At 69.6% G+C, this 18,512-nt stretch carries 18 protein-coding genes; 16 read left to right on the top strand and 2 right to left on the bottom strand.

Going from position 1 to position 18,512, the window contains the following annotated elements; all coding sequences use genetic code 11:
* The 13 genes from dacB to folK all read left to right on the top strand — a co-directional run.
* Positions 1-1,726, top strand: a 1,726-nt coding sequence (dacB, locus tag D0C15_RS12470) for a D-alanyl-D-alanine carboxypeptidase/D-alanyl-D-alanine endopeptidase (RefSeq protein ID WP_342768571.1), incomplete at its 5' end; no start/stop codon positions are given.
* 84 nt (positions 1,727-1,810) lie between these two features.
* Entirely contained in the window at positions 1,811-2,839 is a 1,029-nt protein-coding gene (locus D0C15_RS12465) for a zinc-dependent metalloprotease (protein ID WP_162830050.1), read from the top strand.
* A gap of 23 nt (positions 2,840-2,862) precedes the next feature.
* A complete protein-coding gene (gene tilS, locus D0C15_RS12460; RefSeq protein WP_116044375.1) occupies positions 2,863-3,894 on the top strand; it encodes a tRNA lysidine(34) synthetase TilS in 1,032 nt (343 codons plus the stop codon).
* A gap of 190 nt (positions 3,895-4,084) precedes the next feature.
* A complete protein-coding gene (gene hpt / locus D0C15_RS12455) occupies positions 4,085-4,639 on the top strand; it encodes a hypoxanthine phosphoribosyltransferase (RefSeq protein ID WP_116044320.1) in 555 nt (184 codons plus the stop codon).
* Between the two features lie 404 nt (positions 4,640-5,043).
* Complete coding sequence (locus D0C15_RS12450) at positions 5,044-5,412, top strand: hypothetical protein (protein WP_116044318.1); 369 nt, start codon at positions 5,044-5,046, stop codon at positions 5,410-5,412.
* Between the two features lie 20 nt (positions 5,413-5,432).
* Entirely contained in the window at positions 5,433-6,806 is a 1,374-nt protein-coding gene (locus D0C15_RS12445; RefSeq protein WP_116044315.1) for a hypothetical protein, read from the top strand.
* The gene (locus tag D0C15_RS12440; RefSeq protein ID WP_245975719.1) at positions 6,806-7,633 is read left to right on the top strand and encodes an ESX secretion-associated protein EspG; all 828 of its coding nucleotides are present in this window, start codon (positions 6,806-6,808) and stop codon (positions 7,631-7,633) included. Before D0C15_RS12445 ends, D0C15_RS12440 begins: the two co-directional genes overlap by 1 nt.
* Before the next feature lie 169 nt (positions 7,634-7,802).
* Positions 7,803-8,663: an ESX secretion-associated protein EspG gene (locus D0C15_RS12435; protein ID WP_116044311.1), complete on the top strand. Its 861-nt coding sequence runs from the start codon at positions 7,803-7,805 to the stop codon at positions 8,661-8,663.
* Positions 8,664-8,871: 208 nt separating this feature from the next.
* The gene (gene ftsH / locus D0C15_RS12430; protein ID WP_116044309.1) at positions 8,872-11,409 is read left to right on the top strand and encodes an ATP-dependent zinc metalloprotease FtsH; all 2,538 of its coding nucleotides are present in this window, start codon (positions 8,872-8,874) and stop codon (positions 11,407-11,409) included.
* A gap of 124 nt (positions 11,410-11,533) precedes the next feature.
* Positions 11,534-12,121, top strand: a complete 588-nt coding sequence (gene folE, locus D0C15_RS12425; RefSeq protein WP_116044307.1) for a GTP cyclohydrolase I FolE — start codon at positions 11,534-11,536, stop codon at positions 12,119-12,121.
* Positions 12,122-12,162: 41 nt separating this feature from the next.
* Entirely contained in the window at positions 12,163-13,017 is an 855-nt protein-coding gene (folP, locus tag D0C15_RS12420) for a dihydropteroate synthase (protein ID WP_170161335.1), read from the top strand.
* Positions 13,010-13,378 (top strand): dihydroneopterin aldolase, encoded by a 369-nt coding sequence (gene folB, locus D0C15_RS12415; protein ID WP_116044302.1) that lies wholly within the window; start codon positions 13,010-13,012, stop codon positions 13,376-13,378. Before folP ends, folB begins: the two co-directional genes overlap by 8 nt.
* Positions 13,379-13,392: 14 nt before the next feature.
* Positions 13,393-13,884: a 2-amino-4-hydroxy-6-hydroxymethyldihydropteridine diphosphokinase gene (folK, locus tag D0C15_RS12410; protein ID WP_116044300.1), complete on the top strand. Its 492-nt coding sequence runs from the start codon at positions 13,393-13,395 to the stop codon at positions 13,882-13,884.
* On the opposite strand, the gene D0C15_RS12405 is transcribed toward folK, so the two are convergent.
* Complete coding sequence (locus D0C15_RS12405; RefSeq protein ID WP_162830047.1) at positions 13,861-14,517, bottom strand: DUF998 domain-containing protein; 657 nt, start codon at positions 14,515-14,517, stop codon at positions 13,861-13,863. The two genes, folK and D0C15_RS12405, sit on opposite strands and share 24 nt — an antisense overlap.
* 76 nt (positions 14,518-14,593) lie before the next feature.
* Positions 14,594-14,794, bottom strand: a complete 201-nt coding sequence (locus D0C15_RS34100; protein WP_162830046.1) for a hypothetical protein — start codon at positions 14,792-14,794, stop codon at positions 14,594-14,596.
* On the opposite strand from D0C15_RS34100, the gene D0C15_RS12400 reads away from it, so the two are divergent.
* The 3 genes from D0C15_RS12400 (at position 14,789) to D0C15_RS12390 (ending at position 18,407) form a co-directional block, all read left to right on the top strand.
* Entirely contained in the window at positions 14,789-15,241 is a 453-nt protein-coding gene (locus D0C15_RS12400; protein WP_116044295.1) for a DUF3180 domain-containing protein, read from the top strand. The genes D0C15_RS34100 and D0C15_RS12400 overlap by 6 nt on opposite strands.
* Positions 15,242-15,318: 77 nt before the next feature.
* Complete coding sequence (locus D0C15_RS12395; protein WP_116044293.1) at positions 15,319-17,103, top strand: DUF6779 domain-containing protein; 1,785 nt, start codon at positions 15,319-15,321, stop codon at positions 17,101-17,103.
* Positions 17,104-17,267: 164 nt separating this feature from the next.
* On the top strand, positions 17,268-18,407 hold the full coding sequence (locus D0C15_RS12390) for a PrsW family intramembrane metalloprotease (protein ID WP_116044291.1): 1,140 nt from the start codon (positions 17,268-17,270) through the stop codon (positions 18,405-18,407).
* Positions 18,408-18,512: the final 105 nt, after the last annotated feature.

Genomic DNA, 18,512 nt, shown 5'->3' with positions numbered 1-18,512 from the left:
GCCCCAGCCTCCGCAGCCCCAGCAGCAGTACCCCTACCCCCGGCCTGCTCAGCGGCAGCAGGACATTCCGCCTGCCACGGCCCATGCCGTGCCGATGCGCATCGAACCGGGCAACGAACCGAGGCCCGCGCCCGCCACCAAGGGGGATCCGCCACGGGAGCGGCCACGCGCCGAATCCGCTTCGGGCGGCCATGACCCCGCGGCAGCCGGGCCGGCCAGGGGCGACACCGCCGACAGCACCGGCAGCACTGCCGGAAACGACGGAACCAACACCGCGGCTCGACCCGCCTCGGCCGCTTCGGACGGTTCGGGAGGCGCCGGCGGTGCCGCCCCACCTCGCCGTCGCCGTCGTGGCCTGCTGATCGGGGCGCTCGCATTGATCGTCGTCGTCGCGGTCGGGGTGACCCTTGCCCTGCCGGGTGTGGCCAACCGGCTGGCGCTGCCGTGGGCGCCGAACGCACCACAGGGTGAGCCGCCGGAGCCGGTGGCGGTGACCAGGGCGTTGCAGGGGCCGGACGCGGGCGCGCCCGCGCCGACACCTTCGGGTGTGGCGGCCGCGCTGCAGGGGCCCGCTTCGGCCGCGGCGCTCGGGGATCTCACCGGCACCGTCGTCGATCCAGCCAGCGGGGAAGTCCTCTGGGAGCAGCGGGCGAACGAGGTCAAAACGCCCGCGTCGGCGACGAAGGTGCTGGCCGCGGCCGCGGCGCTGCTCGAACTCGATCACGGAATGCAGATCCCGACCAGGGTCGTCGAGGGCGAGGAGCCGGGCACCGTGGTCGTCGTGGCCGGCGGGGACGTCACGCTGACGGGGCTTGCGAAGGGCGAGGACTCCCTCTACCCGGGTGCGGCCCGGCTCGACGACCTGGTGAACCAGGTCAAGGAGGCAACCGGCGGCGCGGTGGACAAGGTCGCGCTGGACCTGAGCATCTTCACCGGTCCAACCGAGGCCCCGAGCTGGGCGCCGGAGGACGCGCCGTCCACGTTCGCGGCCGCTGTGCAGCCAGTGGCGCTCGACGGTGGCAGGAAGAACCCCGCGGAGCCGAAGTCGATGCGCCACGAGGACCCGGCTGCCGCCTTCGCGAATGAGTTCGCCGAGCGGCTCGGCGCGTCCGCCGTTTCCGGGACCGTGACGGCGGACGACAACGCGCGGCAGCTCGGTGAGGTGCTGTCCCCGCCGCTGACCGAACTCGTCGACGCGCTGCTCACTCAGTCGGACAATCTGCTCGCTGATGTCATCGGCCGCCAGGTCGCGATCGCCACCGGCGCCGAGCCCTCCTTCGACGGTGCGGGCAAGGCGACGCTGGACGTGCTCGAGCGCAATGGCTTCGAAGTCGATGGCGCGCGGTTGTCCGATGACAGCGGTCTCTCGCCGGAGAACAAGGTGTCCGCCGCGCTGCTCAGCGACGTGCTGTCCGTGGCGGCGGCCCCGGCTGGAGAAGACCCGCGCACGGCGAAACTCCGGCCGATCATCGGCGGGCTGCCGGTGGCGGGTGGCAGCGGCACGCTCGAAGGGCGCTACGACACCGAGGCGTCCGATCAGGGCAGGGGCTGGGTCAGGGCCAAGACCGGGACGCTGTCCGGGGTCAGCACACTGGCCGGCGTCGTGCTCGATGCCGACGGCCGGCTGCTGGTGTTCTCCCTCATGTCGAGCGGTACCGACCTCGGGGTGGCGCGGCCTGCCCTCGACGCCGTGGCCGCGACGCTGCGCGACTGCGGCTGCAGGTAGGGCCATGACGCGGGTAGCGTCGATCCGGTGAGTGTGGTGAGCGAGCAGACCAAGGGCAAGCCGTCCTCGATCGTCGACTGGTCGATGGCCGCGTCGACCGGGGCGCTGCTGGTCCGCAGCGGACCGGTGGTCCCGCAGGAGGAAGCCGAGCTCGCGGTGACGGAGCTGCGGGAGCTGACGATCGCGGCCGAGGCGCACGTGCGGGAGCTGACCGGTCTCGGCGAGGGACTTCCGCTGCTACCGGGCGAGGTGGTGGACCGGCCGGGTTGGGTACGGGCCGCGGCCGTCGGGCTCGGTGAGCTCACCGGGCGCGCGATGCCACGCTCGCAGCCCGGGCCGTTCGCCCCGTTGCTCGCGAGTGGCGCGGGTGTGCAGACCGGGCTGGTGCTGGCCTTTCTCGGGTCCCGGGTACTTGGCCAGTACGACCCGTTCGGCGGACCCGAGCGCGACGGGCAGCTGGTCCTGGTCGCGCCCAACGTGGTCAGCGCCCAGCGGGCGATGAAGGTCGACGGCCACGATTTCCGTATGTGGGTGTGCCTGCACGAGTGCACTCACCGGCTGCAGTTCACCGCGGTCGACTGGCTGCGGGACTACTTCGCCGAACAAGTGGCCACCCTGGTCGGCGATCTCTCCAGCACCGACGGCGTCGGTGACCTGCTCGGCAGGCTGCCGGAGACGGTCAAGGAGCTGCGGCGGTCCAGGGAAGGGGACGGCAAGGGCTCCTCCGTGGGCATCGCCGAACTTCTGCAGTCGCCGCAGCAGCGGGTGGTCTTCGACCGGCTGCTCGCGCTGTCTACGTTGCTGGAGGGGCACGCCGACTACGTGATGGACGCCGTCGGGCCTTCCGTGGTGCCTTCGGTACGCACCATCCGGAGCCGCTTCACCGCCCGCAGGCAGGGCGGTGGCGTATTCGACCGCCTGCTGCGCCACCTGCTGGGGGTGGACGCCAAGATCCGCCAGTACGCGGAGGGCGCGGTCTTCGTCAGAGAGGTGATCGACTCGGTGGGCATGTCCGGCTTCAATGCCGTCTGGACCTCGCCGGAAACCCTGCCCACACGCGCGGAGATCACCGATCCCGCTCGGTGGGTGCGGCGCGTGCACTCAGGAGGGTGAACGCGCCGGAACCAGGGGGCGGCCTGAACGACAGGAACGGCAGGAACGACCAGAACGACAAGAACACCGCCGCACTGGCCCACGTGCGCCGTGCCGTCCGGGAGTTCCTGGCCGAACACGCCGGTCAGCTCGACGCTGGCGAGCTGACCGTGGCGGTCTCCGGCGGGGCCGACTCGCTCGCCCTCACCGAGGCGGCGGCCAAAGCGGCCCGCGACCGCGGCCTGCGCGTGCGGGCGCTGGTCGTCGATCACGGACTGCAGGAGGCTTCGGCACAGGTAGCCGCGACCGCCGCCCGCACCGCGCAGCGGCTGGGCGCGGACTCCGCGGAGATCCTCACGGTCGGTGTCTCCGGGCCTGGCGGGCCCGAGGCCGCCGCCCGAAGGGCCCGTTACTCGGCGCTCCGCGCGGCACTGCCGGGCGGACGCGGACTCGTCCTGCTCGGGCACACCCTGAACGACCAGGCCGAGACGGTGCTGCTCGGGCTCGGCAGGGGCTCGGGCCCGCGTTCGCTCGCCGGTATGCGTCCGTTGGACCCGCCGTGGGCCCGCCCGCTGCTTGGCGTACCGAGAGCGGTCACGCTCGCCGCCTGTGCCGCGCTCGGCCTGCGGCCGTGGAGCGACCCACACAACGAGGACCCTCGCTTCACCAGGGTGCGCCTGCGCACCGAGGTCCTGCCGCTGCTGGAGGACGTGCTCGCGGGCGGGGTCGCGGCCGCGCTGGCCCGTACCGCGGCACAGCTGCGGGAGGACAGCGAGGCGCTCGATCAACTCGCTGGGCAGCTCTTCGACGCCGCCCTGGTCGGTGACGAACTCGATATCGAAGTGCTGACCCCCGCCGCGCAGGCCGTTCGCCGGAGGGTGCTGCGGCGCTGGCTACTCGCCGCGGGGGTGCGTGAGCTGACGGACGCGCATCTGCGCTCGGTGGACGCGCTGATCGGGCACTGGCGTGGCCAGGGGGCGGTATGGCTGCCTGGCGGGTTCGAGGCGGGCCGGATCCGGGGCAAGTTGATCGTCGAGCCCGGCGCGGGCCGTGCTGATCCACGCGCTGATCCATAGGAACTTCGCCTGCCCGAGTTCCACAGATCATCATGACCTCGTAATCCGCGGTTCTCGCCGCGCCCGCTGTCATGTGCTCGCCCGGCCACGGGTCACGGGCGCCCACATGGCACGCTCTGCATGAAACGGGGCTCGCACATATCCTGGCGAACCGGTTTCTCCCGAACCCACCACCAGAGGGGACTGACCCGTGTACGAGGGCGACATCGCCTCCGTGCTCGTCACCGAGCAGCAGATCCAGGACAAGATCACCGAACTCGCCGAGAAGGTCGCCGCCGACTACCCCGCCGATCCCGAGCAGGGTGACCTGCTGCTGGTCGGGGTGCTCAAGGGCGCCGTCATGTTCATGACCGACTTCGCCAGGGCGCTTCCGGTGCCCGCCCAGCTCGAGTTCATGGCCGTCTCCTCCTATGGCTCTTCCACCTCGTCGTCCGGGGTGGTTCGCATCCTGAAGGACCTCGACCGCGACATCGCCGGGAAGCAGGTGCTGATCGTCGAGGACATCGTCGACTCGGGGCTGACGCTGTCCTGGCTGTTGAAGAACCTGGCCAGCCGCAACCCCGCCTCGCTGAACGTGTGCTCACTGCTGCGTAAGCCGGACGCGGTGAAGGTGGAGGTGCCGGTGAAATACGTCGGTTTCGACATTCCGAATGAATTCGTCGTGGGTTACGGCCTGGACTATGCGGAGCGTTACCGCGACCTGCCCTACATCGGCACTCTGGACCCGAAGGTTTACTCCTCGTAATCATCGCCGCCTTGGTCGTGGAACTCCTGTGTCTAATCAAAGGTCGGGTTGTTCACCGCCCACGTGCGGTCAAGCACGGATCTCACCTGCAGTCGGCAGCCATGGCCACCCTCCGGGCGACCCCGTCTGCCGACTTGTGAACAACCCTCGCTGGTGAACTCGCTGTGCCCAGGCCGCCGGAAGTGGGAACCTCGTCTCTGGGAAACGCGTCATACGGTCGAGTTCGGTGCGTTAATCTAAGCGAAGACCGCCACCGCGGGCCCGTGCGGTGCCGTTTCGGGGGAAGGGATGGGGAGGGCAATGCACGACGCAGTGGAACCGCGGATCCTGGCGGTTCCGGTTGTGTCGTTCGTCGTGCAGCACCAGCCCCTTTGTTGAGAGCTCTGGGACAGGAGACAGTGCAGATGGGAAACAGCTTTGCGGATGCCGCGGCGTTCCGTAACGCCGCGGTCACCGGGCAGGTGGGGGTCGATCCCGACGCCGCACAGACGGTGCTGCAGAAGATCAGGCTGGGCAAGGACCAGGTGGAATCGCTGCTGACCGGGGCGAGCGGTCTCGGCGTCGCGCCCAAGCTCGGTGCGAACCCGGTCGGGCAGGCGATGTCCGCCAAGATGTCGCAGCGCGCAGCCGGCGGTGACGAGAACTCCTACACCCAGGCACTGCGCAATCTCTACACCCAGTACGACCAGGCTGAGCAGGCGATCGTCACGGCCATGAGCCGTTACCAGGAGATCGACGACGCCAGTGCCGAGCCGTTCGCCGGCCAGGCGTGAGCGTGGGGGGAATCGGAATCATGGACGACAACACCGGCATCACCGGCGGCCAGCAGAGCCAGCAGGGATCCTCGCCCAGCGTTCCGCTCGGCGACAGTTCGGCCACGGCTGACATCGTCAACCAGGCGCGCAGCAGGCCCGACGGCTTCCTCTACGGCGAGGACAGGGCGATCCTCAGCCCGCCGAACTGGGACGCGCAGGAGAGTCAGCAGCTCTACAACGGCGCGACCATGAACAACGACCCCGGCACCGCCGAGGCCACCGGCGAGTCCTGGATCGGTCACTCCACGAACCTGAACCAGGCCGCCAACGATCTGTACAACGCGATCACCGAACTGGGCGCAGCCTGGGTCGGTGAGGGTGCGGCCGCGGCGCAGGGCTCGCTGGTCGGCATCGCGAACTCGAGCGCACAGGCCGCAGAGGCCGCGCAGACGATGGGCAACCGGCTCAAGCAGCAGGCCGCGGCCGCCGCCGAGGTCAAGAAGATGCCCGCGCCGAAGGAGTTCGACCCGGCGAGGCAGACCGAGGCCATGCTGGCAGGCGGGCCCGCCGCGATGATCGCCGACATGAAGGCGCAGTCCGACGCGGCGAAGGACATCAAGGCCCAGCAGGTCCAGTACTTCAACGCCTACACCAAGGCGATGTCCGAGGTCGACAGCAGCACGCCGAGCTTCGGCCCCGACTCGATCGGGCTCAAGCCCACGGCCGCTTCGGTGGGCACCGGCCCCAGTTCGGTGAGTGGCGTCGGCTCCTTCGGGGGCCTGCCCGGCCAGCACCTCGGGCCCAACCCGCTCGCCGGCGCACCGCTCGGCGGATACGCCGGGGGTGCCGAGGTCGCAGGGCACGGCCAGGCGGGCGGTGTCGGCGCAGGGCATGCACAGGGTGGCCACGCCGGTGCTCCGGCGGCGGGTGTCCCGGCGGCGACCGGCAGCGGGATGGGCACGGGTGCGGGTACCGCCGCGGCCGCTCAGGCTTCCGGTGGTGGCGGTTCCAGCAACCTCGGCATGCAGCTCGGTGGTGCCGCGGTCGGCGCCGGTCTCGGTGCCGCGGGCGCCAAGGCGCTCGGCAAGGGCAACCGCAGCGGCAGCACGAAGCAGTCCTCTTCGGAGACCGGTGCCTCGGCGAGCGGGCAGGGCGCCAGCGCGGCCAGCGTCGCCCCGCAGAGCCAGGGCGTTGTGTCCTCGGCAGGCACGATCGGTGGCGGTGCGGTTCCCCCGGGGGCGGCCCCGATGGGTGGAGGCATGGGTGGTGCCGGCCAAGGTCAGGCGCAGCAGGAAGAGGAGCGAACCCACGCTTCGTTCCTGATCGAGGCCGATCCCGACGAGGCGTTCGGTGCCACCGAGGCCACTCCGCCGCCAGTGATCGGCGCCTGGGCCGACGACGAGGAGCGCTAGTGGCGGTAGAGCTCCTCTCCCCGGTGGAGCTGGACTTCCTTTGGGAGTCACTGGGAGCGGGCGAACTGCCGTACCCACTCGAGGTGCGGTCGCATGGTTCGACGATGGACGAACGGGCGGCCCTGCGCGCGCAGGTGCTGTCCGGGCTGGCCGGACGTGGTCTCGCAGACCGGTCCGGCCGGCCGCAGCCGCATCTGGAGGACTGGTTCGAGGTACTCGCCCGGTCCGAGGTGAGTCTGGATTCGGTGCACATCTCCGCGCCCGACTCGCCGCCGCTGCTCGCGGTCGCGGCCGCACTGGGCGGCCAGGGGCTGCTCGCCGTGCAGGACACCAAGGGCCTGCACCTGCAGGCGGTGCCTGCGGATGGACTTGCCAGCGCCATCGTCGGACTGCTGCCCGCGGCCCCGCGGGGTACCGAGAAGTCCCTCACCGTGCCGCTGGAGCAGCTGCTCTCCGGTTCCGGGGTGGACTTCATGCAGCGCAGGTCGAACGGGGAGCGGGAGACCAAGGGCTCGCCGGGTTCGCGTCCGAACGGCGACCGCTCCGGCGCGGACGACGATCGCAAGGCGCTCGCCAGGTTGCACGCCCAGCCGCGGCTGCGGGGCGGGCAGATCGGCGCCAATGCCCGGAACCGAACGGGCGGACGCAGCCGGACCCCGGTGCTGAGCTGGTTCGACACCGAGGACGGCAGGTATTTCACCCAGGCCAGCAAGGGACACGACAGGCGGGACTGGATCACCATCGCCCCGGCGGACGCGCCCACCCTGCGGCACCGCCTCGGCGAGATGTTGTCGCGTGCGGTGAACTCCGACGCCGCCGCCTACTGACAGCGCCGGCAAAGCGGGCGCACGCGTCGCGCGAAGCCGATGGAGATCGATCGGCGAATCCGGATCGGTGGGCCGGTTGGCTCCCGGTACCGTCGTGGCTACCCTTCGGTGAGCGAGTCCGCCGCACCGAGGGCGTTCGGACGAACATTTCGGGTAGCAGGGGAGAGCAGTGCCCACGCAGGAGTTTTTCTCACCGGTCGCGTTCGACTTCCTGTGGGAGGCGATGCGGATCGGCGAGCTGCCCTACCCGCTGCAGGTTCGCTCGCACGGTGCCACCGAGGACGAGCGGTCCGCGTTACGGCAACGGGTCAACGTCGAGCTCAAGGCCAGAGGGGTACGTGACGGCAACGGCAGGCTGGAGCCACACGTCGAGGACTGGCTCATCCTGCTGGCCAGGCCGTCGCTGAGTATCGACGCGCTGCACATCCCGGACTTCCAGGCTCCCCCGGTGGGCATTCTCGCGGCCTCGGACGGCAAGAACGCGGTCGTCGCCATCCAGGACGCCGACGGCATCTGGGTGCGGCCGATCTACCCGGAGGGTCTCGCCTCGACCGTGGTCGATCTGCTGCCGTCGAGCCCAAGGGGTACCGAGGCGTCCATCACACTTCCGCTGGACGAGGCGCTGGGTGTTCCGCCTGCCCGCAGCATGGCCGCCGCGACCGGCCCCGCCGTTCCCGCCGAGTCCGCCGAAGCGGCGGAGCAGGAGCGGGGCAGGCGAAAGGACCGCAAGCAGGCCAGGGCGCGTGGCGGGCTCTCCGAACGTCCCACCGATCCCAGGCAGGCCTATGCCCAGCTGGCGGGCCAGCCCCGGTTGCGCGGTGGTCAGCTCGCCGCGAACAGCCGAAACTCCCTCGGGAGCAGGCAGCGTTCGCCGGTCCTCGGCTGGTTCGACACGGCCAGCGGGCGCTACCTGAGCCTGTCCAGGGCCGGCTCTGACGGGCGGGAATGGGTGACGGTGTCGCCCGCCGACCCCAAGACGTTGCGCTCGCGACTCGGTGAGATGCTCGCCGCGGTGAGCGATGCCAGGTGAGCGGGGATTGAGTCCCCGAACACCCGGTGGGAACATCGGCGCCGTTCCGACCGTTGAGCTGCGAGAGGCTCTGCAGGGAGACCACCGGAACCGGGCGGTACCCTGGAGGGACCGCACGCCCGTAGCACGGGAGTTGTCAAGACCATGACGGCGGATGTCACATCTACCGCCTAGCCAGGGAGGGTCGAGGCCACCACGGCCGAGTCGAATGGACCGCAAGCGCCTGCTCAAGAACCCACTACTGTGGATAGTTGCGGTTCTGCTGCTCTATTTCGCCTTCAGCTCGATCTTCGACGGGGATCGTGACTACACCCAGGTGCCGACGTCGCAGGCACTGGAACAGATCTCGAGCGGCAACGTCAACGAGGCGAATCTCGAGGACAAGGAGCAGCAGCTCAAGCTCACCCTCGCCAATCCGATCGAGGCCGATGGCCAGCAGGTCACCCAGGTCCTGACGAAGTTCCCCTCGGCGGCAGCCGACAACATCTACCAATCCCTGCTCAACGCCCGGTCCACGGACCAGGCGTTGAAGTTCGACACCACCGTCACCCAGCAGTCGTTCTTCACCCAGATGTTGATCTACATGATCCCGCTGGGCCTGCTGTTGCTGCTGCTGATGTGGATGATGAACAACGCCCAGGGTGGCGGCAACAAGGTGATGAACTTCGGTAAGTCCAAGGCCAAGCAGCTGAACAAGGACATGCCGAAAACCACCTTCGGCGACGTCGCGGGTGCGGACGAGGCCGTCGAGGAACTCCACGAGATCAAGGACTTCCTGCAGAACCCGGCCCGATACCAGGCGCTCGGCGCGAAGATCCCGAAGGGCGTCCTGCTCTACGGCCCGCCCGGCACGGGTAAGACGCTGCTCGCACGGGCGGTGGCGGGCGAGGCAGCCGTGCCGTTCTACACGATCTCCGGTTCCGACTTCGTCGAGATGTTCGTTGGTGTCGGTGCCTCCCGTGTGCGAGACCTGTTCGAGCAGGCCAAGCAGAACTCCCCCTGCATCATCTTCGTCGACGAGATCGACGCGGTCGGCCGCCAGCGTGGTGCCGGCCTCGGCGGTGGGCACGACGAGCGGGAGCAGACGCTGAACCAGCTGCTGGTCGAGATGGACGGGTTCGACGCCCGCAGTGGCGTCATCCTGATCGCGGCCACCAACCGGCCGGACATTCTCGACCCCGCGCTGCTGCGCCCCGGCCGGTTCGACCGGCAGATCCCGGTGTCCGCGCCTGACCTGGCCGGACGGAAGCGGATCCTGGCTGTCCATTCGAAGGGCAAGCCGATCGCCGAGAACGCCGACCTGACGGCGCTCGCCAAGCGCACGGTGGGGATGTCCGGTGCCGATCTGGCGAACGTGATCAACGAGGCCGCCCTGCTCACCGCTCGCGAGCACGGCAGCGTGATCACCGATGAAGCGCTGGAGGAGTCGGTCGACCGCGTCATCGGCGGTCCCGCGCGCAAGAGCCGGATCATCTCCGAGAAGGAAAAGAAGATCACCGCCTACCACGAGGGCGGGCACGCCCTGGCCGCGTGGGCGATGCCGGACATCGAGCCGGTGTACAAACTGACGATCCTGCCGCGTGGGCGTACCGGTGGACACGCCCTGCTCGTCCCCGAGGACGACAAGGAACTGATGACCCGCACCGAGATGATCGGCCGGCTGGTCTTCGCGATGGGTGGACGTACGGCCGAGGAACTGGTGTTCCACGAGCCGACCACCGGTGCCTCCTCCGACATCGACCAGGCGACCAAGATCGCCAGGGCGATGGTGACCGAGTACGGCATGAGTGCCCGCCTCGGTGCGGTCAAGTACGGCCAGGAGCAGGGTGACCCGTTCCTCGGCCGTTCCGCGGGACGGCAGGCGGACTATTCGCACGAGGTCGCGCACGAGATCGACGAGGAGGTGCGCAAGCTCATCGAGACGGCGCACACCGAGGCGTGGGAGGTGCTCAACACCTACCGCGACGTACTCGACGAGCTGGTCATCGAGCTGCTGCAGAAGGAAACCCTGCAGCGCAAGGACCTGGAGCGCATTTTCGCCACGGTGGAGAAGCGGCCGCACATCACCGTGTTCAACGAGTTCGGCGAGCGCAAGCCGTCGGACAAGCCACCGATCAAGACCCCGGCCGAGCTGGCGATAGAGCGGGGCGAGCCCTGGCCCCCGCCGGAGGAGCGCAGGCCCGAGCGCGAACCGGCGCCGACGCCGGTGCGCACCGCTCCGGGTGCTGGCGATCTCCCAGGCGGACCGCCGAGGCCCGCACCGGATCAGCAGCAGCCCGGCTATCCGCAGCAGGGCCAGCCAAACCCGAACCCGTACGCCCCACCGCCGCCCGGCGGTTATCCGAACGGCACGCGTCCGAACGGCAACGGTGGTGGTACTGGTTCCGGTAACGGCGGCTGGCCGCAGCAGCAGTACGGCGGCAACCCACCACAACCGCCCTCGGGCGGTCAGGCGGGTCCACCGAACTACGGTGCGCCTCCCGGCTGGACGCCTGCCACATCACCGAGTGGGCGGCCGAGTCAGCCGTGGCGGTCGAACGTGCCGAACCAGCCGCAGCAGGACGAGCCACGTACGGCCGACCAGCAGTGGTTCGGCGAGCAGGGACATGGGCAGTACGGCGGCCCGCAGCAGGGCAGCCAGCAACAAGGTGCCCGGTATCCCGAGCAGGAGTACCCCGACCAGGGGCGTGCGGAAGGGCAACACCGGCGCACGAACGACGATCCGGACGGTAACCATCAGCAGTGACAGGGCGTCTGAGCACGGCGGATTGCGCGGGCAGGGCGATCTGCGAAACTCGGCTGACGAGGGTTCTCCGCGGCACAGCGCGGTAACAGGGAACGGTCAGTCCACAGCGGATCAGGTTGTTCCGGTGCGCGCCACAGGTCGGAGTTTCGACCAGGCGCGCGCCGAGAGCGCCGTGCGGGAACTGTTGCTCGCGTGCGGTGAGGACCCGGACCGCGACGGACTGAAGGACACTCCGGCCAGGGTGGCGCGGGCGTATCACGAGATGTTCGCCGGCCTCTACAACGATCCGGACGCCGTACTGGACAAGACCTTCGACGAGAGTCATGAGGAACTCGTCCTGGTCACCGACATTCCGATGTACAGCACCTGCGAGCATCACCTCGTCCCGTTCCACGGGGTCGCGCACGTCGGCTACATCCCGAACAACCAGGGCAAGGTGACCGGGCTGTCAAAGCTCGCTCGCCTGGTGGATCTCTACGCCAAACGCCCGCAGGTTCAGGAACGGCTCACCTCCCAGGTCGCCGACGCACTGCAGCGCAGGCTCAAGCCACGTGGGGTGATCGTCGTCGTGGAGGCCGAGCACCTGTGCATGTCGATGCGCGGAGTGCGCAAGCCGGGTGCGCGCACGACCACCTCCGCCGTCCGCGGGTTGCTGCAGACCTCGGCATCCTCGCGGGCGGAGGCGCTCGACCTGATCATGGGCCGCAGGTGACCACGGCGCCCGGCCTGCCCGACCCGGGCCGCTGCGCGGTCATGGGCGTACTGAACGTGACGCCGGACTCGTTCTCCGACGGCGGCCGCTACGAGTTCGAGGCCGACGCGCTGGTGCATGCGCACCGGATGTGGCAACGCGGTGCCGACCTCATCGACGTCGGCGGCGAGTCCACCCGTCCGGGTGCGTCGCGGGTGGACGCGGAAACCGAGATCGAGCGGGTGCTGCCGGTGATCCGTGCGCTCGCCTCGGACGGGGTGGCGATGTCGGTCGACACCACCCGCGCCGCTGTGGCGGCCGCCGCACTCGAGGCGGGTGCGCAGGTGATCAACGACGTATCCGGTGGCCTGGCCGACCCGGATATGGCTCGGGTGGCCGCCGAGTCCGGTGTGCCATGGGTACTGATGCACTGGCGCGGCCACAGCAAGGATATGAACGCACTGGCCACCTACGACGACGTCGTCACGGAAGTGCGGGACGAGCTCACCGCACGGGTCGACGCGGCACTGGCCGCGGGAGTGCGAGCAGAGGCGATCGTGCTCGATCCGGGCCTTGGATTCGCCAAACGCGCGGAACACGACTGGGCGCTGCTCAGCCGGCTGGATGTGTTGCTGGCACTGGGATTTCCGGTGCTGGTGGGCGCATCCCGCAAACGGTTCCTTGGCCGGTTGCTTGCGGACGCGGATGGTGAGCCAAGGCAGGCGTCCGAGCGTGAGGATGCCACCGCGGCCGTGTCCACCCTCGCCGCGGCGGCGGGCGCGTGGGGTGTGCGGGTGCATGAGGTCGGCGCGTCGCTGGACGCCGTGGCCGTGGCAGCTGCCTGGCAGTCGGGTGTCGTGCGCGTGGACCCGAGTTCGCCAGCGAACACCGGGTCCACGGGGAGCCCAGATGCCTGATCGCATCACGCTGACCGGTCTGCGGGTGTTCGGCAGGCACGGCGTCTTCGAACACGAGAAGCGCGACGGCCAGGACTTTCTCGTCGACATCACGGTTTGGCTGGACCTGCGGGCCGCGGCCACATCGGACGACCTCGCCGAGACACTGCACTACGGGGAACTCGCCGAACTGGCCGCTGGCGTGGTCGGCGGGCCGCCGTACGACCTGATCGAGAGCGTCGCGGGCCGGATCGCCGACGAGGTGCTCGCGGACGAGCGGCTGTTCGCCGTCGAGGTCACCGTGCACAAGCCCGCGGCCCCGATCCCGCTGTCTTTCGCCGATGTCGCGGTCACCGTGCACCGCTCGCGCGAGGATGTGTGAGTGAGGCAAGAGAAATGAGTCGTGCCGTGCTCTCACTCGGGTCGAATCTCGGCGACCGCCACGGTTTTCTCCGGCTGGCTGTCGACGGCGTGCGTGAATCTCTCGTCGTTGTGTCCAGTGTGTACGAGACGGCGGCGTGGGGCGTCCGGGAGCAGCCCGACTTCCTGAATGCCGTGTGCATTGTGGACGATCCGGACCTGGACCACTGGGGCTGGCTCCGCCGCGCACGTGAGCTCGAGCAGGCCGCGCACCGTACCCGGGAACAGCGGTGGGGTCCGCGGACACTGGACGTCGACGTGGTGACGGTCGACGGTGTCCGCTCCGAAGATCCCGAACTGTTGCTGCCGCATCCGGGAACCCCGGAGCGGGCCACGGTGCTCGTCCCATGGTTGGAGATCGACCCTGACGCCGAGGTTCCTGGGCACGGCCGTGCCAGGGACCTGCTGGCCACACTGTCCGAAGCGGACCGTGCCGGTGTGCGGCTACGGGACGATCTGGCGCTCTAGGCCTTTTCGGCCATGCGGCCGGAGCAGTTGTGCGCCGCCGATTGCGATCATCGCGAGCAGCATCGGAAAAATGGCCACGCGCTCGGTCGCCCCGCCCCAGTCGTGCTGTCCCGGCAGCACATCGAGCAGGTGCAATCCAGTGACGGCCGATCCGGCGAAACCGAGTGTCCCGCCGCCGGTGCCGGCGGCCCAGCCGGATCGCCCCGTGCGGAGCAGCGCAAGCCCGAGTAACAGCACTCCGGCGTTGCCGAAGATGGTGGCGGCGAAGGCGCCGATCAGATGCAGACCCACTCGCAGGTCGCCCGGATTCAGCCCGACCAGTACCGTGCCCGCTCCCGCGAGGGCGAGCAGGACCGCCGCCGTATTTGGCAGCTGCCGCTGACCGGGCCGCAGGTCTCCGGAAACCATCCGGCCGAGCAGCAGTCCGCCCGCGGCCATGCACACACCGTTGACGACGAAGGACACGTTCATCGCGGTATGCCATGGAGAGCGGGCGGTGCCGAGGTCACTGATGGCGTTGGCCGCCCAGCTGTACGGTTCCGTCCACGCTGATTCGACCACGATGTGCAGTACGAAGAACTGGATCAGGAGCACGAAACACGCGGCCCCGACGATCCGGTCGCGCTGACCCATCGTGTTCGTCCCTCCGTCGGCAGCTACTCGCAGCCTGATCCCGCTAACGGGTTCCTGCGCTGAGTAGTGTCCATTTTCATGGTCCTCCGCGCGATCTGACGACATCCGGGTCGAGGCCGAGCCCTGCGGTGATCTCCAGCAAACGTTTGCGTCCCTCGCCGGGCATGGACGCGAGCCGGGTTCCCGCGACAGCCCGCCGGTCACTGGAGATTCCAGTCGGCGTGCTCTCGGTGCCGGCGCGAGCCGCCGGCTTGCTCGGTACGGTGTCGTCATGCACTTCACGAGGCCGCGCGAACTCGTCGTCGCCGGAGTGGTCGGTCTCGCTCTGACCTATCTGTTGTTCGAGATCGCCTACGGCTCGATCCCGCGACTGCCGGCCATGGCGGGGATCACCCTGCTGGTGCTCGCGGTCGTGGAGACCCTGCTGGGGTTCGCGCTCCGTGATCGAATCCGCTCCCGCAGGGTCCTCGGCGGCCTCACTTTCGCCCGTGCGGTCGCCCTCGCCAAGGCCTCGTCGTTGCTCGGCGCGCTCATGCTCGGCGCCTGGGTCGCGGCACTCGGCTACCTCCTTCCCCGGGCCGACCGCATCACCGCGGCCTCGAACGATCTGCCTGCCGCCGTTGTCGGGGCTGCCTGCGCCGTCGCGCTCGTCGCGGCCGCGTTGTGGCTCGAACACTGCTGCCGCACACCGGAACCACGTGATCGTGATGCCCGCCGGGATTGACCGGTTAACGCGCGGCAGCCACCGCTCGAAGTACCGACTAGGTCTCAGTCGGATTACCAGAAGGTACGGTGTGGGGCATGACTGGCGTGGGTGACGACTCGCGCGGCCGCTTTCCAGGCGCGCCGGCGCTCGTTGTCGGCTTCACGCTCGCCGTGGGCGCGACGCTCGCGCTGGTGTTCACCGAGGACCTGAGATGGCTCCGCCTGGCGATCGTGGCGGCGCTGTGGGCCGCGCTGATCGGCGCCTTCTTCGCCGTGCGGTACCGCAAGCAGGCAGCTGCGACGGCCGAGTCGGTCGCGCAGGCACAGGCGGTGTACGAACTCGAACTGGAACGGGAGATCGCCGCACGCCGGGAGTTCGAGCTCGAGATCGAAGCGGAGACCCGTGACCGGGTGGAAGCCGATTCACGGGAGGAACTGGAGGCGCTGCGCAACGAGGTGACCGCGCTCCGCGAGAGCCTGCAGTCCCTCTTCGGTGGCGAGGTGCTTTACGAGCGGGTCGCGCTGACCGCCCAGTCGACCAGGATGCGCTCACTGAACGACGAGCCCAAAGTCGTCAACGGGGGCGAGTCCAACGGCAAGCCGAAAGCGCAGCTGACAAACGGCCAACAGCCCGATTCGGCAGCGCGCGGCGAGCATCCCACCGAGATGATGAACAAGGTGCGTGACGGCGAGCCGGAGTTCGGAATCGCCAGGCGTACCCCGAAACAGGTGAAACCGCAGGTGGCGGTGCCCCGCGCCGCACAGCAGGCGCAGCCACACAAACCGCAGGCACCGCAGAAACCACTCCAGCCGCCACGCCCGCCCGCGCAGCAGCCCGCTCCGGCACAGCAACGCGAGCAGGAGAACGCGAAGACCCAGCAGGTGCCGAGGGCACCGAGGCCGCCGCAGGACAGTGGCCCGCCGACCCGCAGGGTGCCACTGAACGAGGTCGGTTCAGTGGCAGCGAAAGCGGCGAAAGCCGCAGGCGAGGCTCGGGCGGAGGCAGCAAGGGCACAGCAGCACGAGGACGCGACCGTGGCCGGTATGCGGCCCGTGCAGCCGCAGCCGCAGCCACAGCAGCCGCCGCCTCCCGCTCCGCCCCGCAGGACGGTTCCGCCCGCGGCGGTTCCACGCAGGCCCGCGCCGAGCGGGCAGCGTGAACCGGAACAGCACGAGCTGACGCGCCCCGCCATGGAGCGCATTGCCCGTGGCCGATCCGCGGCCAGTGTCGTGCCGGAAGATCCGCGGAGGGGCGCCGAGCGTCCGGAGCCGGCGCGCGAACCCGAACCAGTTGCCGAGCCGCAGCCGGAGTTCGACTTCGAGTGGATGTCGGCGTGGACCGGCGAGAGCCGGGCCGAAGGGGACGACACCGCCGACGCGGCGGACAGCGCCGACCCGGCAGTCGAGGACGACACCGCAGGTGGCACCGGCAGGCACGGCACAAACGGTTACGGCACAAACGGTTACGGCTCGCCGGAACCGGAACCCGTTCCGGAGGCAGGGCCCGCGCCCGAGGTTCCCGAGCCCAACCCGACGTTGCCCGAATCGGTGCGCGAGTTGCAACGCGGCAGCCGGCCGGGCGGTCGCAGGCGCAGGGCCGAAGACGCCGAGGGCAGCGAGGGCAGCGAGGGCACAGCGCAGTCGTCGAGCGCGTCCCGGCACGGTGCGGAGGAGACCGGACGCGGCTCCCGGCACGGCGCGAACGAGGGCGGCGGCCGCAGGCGCAGGGCCGAAGACGACCCACCGTGGCAGGGATTCGGTGAGCGTGAGCGGCCGGACGAAGAGAGCGGGTCGCACGCCGAGGGACGCTCGGTCAGTGAACTGCTCGCCGCACACGGCTCCGGCGCGACACCCCGCCGCAGGCGCCGCGCCGAGGACTGAGCCACCTCTCGCACTTTCCCGGGAAAGTGCGAGTCGGCGGGCGTCGGTGGCAGTACTCGAACGCGTGTCCGACCCGTCTTATATCGTGCCGAGGCGTGAGGGGATCGCGGCGAGTCCGGCAAGAACGACACCCCCTGCGCCGGCACACCCCGCGCAGGATCACCGTGCTGCTGCCCGTGCTCGGCCTGGTGCTGGTCGCGTTGTGCGGGCTGCTCGTACTCGGTCTCGCCACGGCACGGGTCGGGGTACTGGCCACCGTCATCGGGGTGGTCGCCGCGGTGCTGCCGGTCGCGGTGGTCGTCGCCACGTTCCTCTGGATCGACCGCTGGGAACCAGAACCCGCTTCCCTGTTGCTGCTCTCGTTCTGCTGGGGTGCGTTCGTCGCGACGCTGACCGCGTTGCTGATCAACGACACCGCCTCCGCGGTCGGTGACATGTTGCTCGGCAACGGTAACGGGGACAAATTCAGCGCGATCGTCTCGGCACCGTTGGTGGAGGAGGCGGTCAAGGCCCTGCCGGTGCTGGCCGTGCTGCTGCGCCGCTCGCACGAGTTCGACGGTCTGGTCGACGGCATCGTCTACGCCGGCTTCAGCGCGGCAGGCTTCGCGTTCACCGAGAACATCTACTACTTCGGCAGGGCGTTCGCGGAGTACGGCTTCGGCGATGCCACGAGCGCCGGTGTGCTCGCCGCGTTCATCCTGCGCGGTGTGCTGTCCCCGTTCGCGCATCCGTTGTTCACCGTGCTCACCGGGATCGGCATCGGCATCGCGGCCAGGACGGCGAGCAAGCAGGTGCGCTTTCTCGCCCCGCTCGGTGGCTATCTGGCAGCGGTGAGTCTGCACGCGTTGTGGAACGCTTCGGCGACCCTCGGCGGCGCGACCACGTTCATCAACGTCTACTTCCTGATCATGGTCCCGATGTTCCTCGGTGTGCTGCTGCTCGTGCTGTGGCAGCGACGAAGGGAGCAGCGGGTCGTCGCTGCCGCACTGCCGGAAATGGCCGAGTCTCGGTGGATCGCTCGCTCCGAAATGGAGTTGCTGGCTAGCCTCGCCGGACGCAGACAGTGGCGCAGGCAGGCACGCAGGGAGTCCGGCAGGGCCGCGGGCAGAGCTGTCGGGGCGTACCAGGCGAGTGTGACCGAACTCGCTTTCCTGCGGCGCAATCTCGCGTGTGGCAACGCCGAACCGGGGGCGAATCGCAGGCATGCGGAGTTGCTGGCGGTGCTGCGCTCGGTGCGGGCGGAAGCCGTCCGCCTGGCCAACGGCGACCGTCAGGAAACCGAGAGCATCCCCCAGAGGGGGTGACCCGGTCCGGGTGAAGCTGGTCACCAGGGGCGCGCAAACCCCCCGAGCGCGAACTATTCTCGCGCCGTCGTCCGGTACCCGCAGCCAAGGTCGGGACTGGAACGA

The organism is Amycolatopsis palatopharyngis (assembly GCF_003385185.1).
Taxonomy (GTDB): domain Bacteria; phylum Actinomycetota; class Actinomycetes; order Mycobacteriales; family Pseudonocardiaceae; genus Amycolatopsis; species Amycolatopsis palatopharyngis.
Note: the sequence above shows the minus strand (reverse complement) of the source record. Positions and strands in the feature narration are given on the sequence as shown.

What these genes read in the sequence shown, in the direction of transcription:
- D0C15_RS12450 (WP_116044318.1), top strand. Translation starts at nt 5,044, where the DNA reads ATGGGAAACAGCTTTGCGGATGCCGCGGCGTTCCGTAACGCCGCGGTC.
- folK (WP_116044300.1), top strand. Translation starts at nt 13,393, where the DNA reads ATGAGTCGTGCCGTGCTCTCACTCGGGTCGAATCTCGGCGACCGCCAC.
- D0C15_RS12405 (WP_162830047.1), bottom strand. Translation starts at nt 14,517, where the DNA reads ATGGGTCAGCGCGACCGGATCGTCGGGGCCGCGTGTTTCGTGCTCCTG.
- D0C15_RS12445 (WP_116044315.1), top strand. Translation starts at nt 5,433, where the DNA reads ATGGACGACAACACCGGCATCACCGGCGGCCAGCAGAGCCAGCAGGGA.
- D0C15_RS12395 (WP_116044293.1), top strand. Translation starts at nt 15,319, where the DNA reads ATGACTGGCGTGGGTGACGACTCGCGCGGCCGCTTTCCAGGCGCGCCG.
- folP (WP_170161335.1), top strand. Translation starts at nt 12,163, where the DNA reads ATGGGCGTACTGAACGTGACGCCGGACTCGTTCTCCGACGGCGGCCGC.
- D0C15_RS12465 (WP_162830050.1), top strand. Translation starts at nt 1,811, where the DNA reads ATGGCCGCGTCGACCGGGGCGCTGCTGGTCCGCAGCGGACCGGTGGTC.
- ftsH (WP_116044309.1), top strand. Translation starts at nt 8,872, where the DNA reads ATGGACCGCAAGCGCCTGCTCAAGAACCCACTACTGTGGATAGTTGCG.
- D0C15_RS12400 (WP_116044295.1), top strand. Translation starts at nt 14,789, where the DNA reads ATGCACTTCACGAGGCCGCGCGAACTCGTCGTCGCCGGAGTGGTCGGT.
- folB (WP_116044302.1), top strand. Translation starts at nt 13,010, where the DNA reads ATGCCTGATCGCATCACGCTGACCGGTCTGCGGGTGTTCGGCAGGCAC.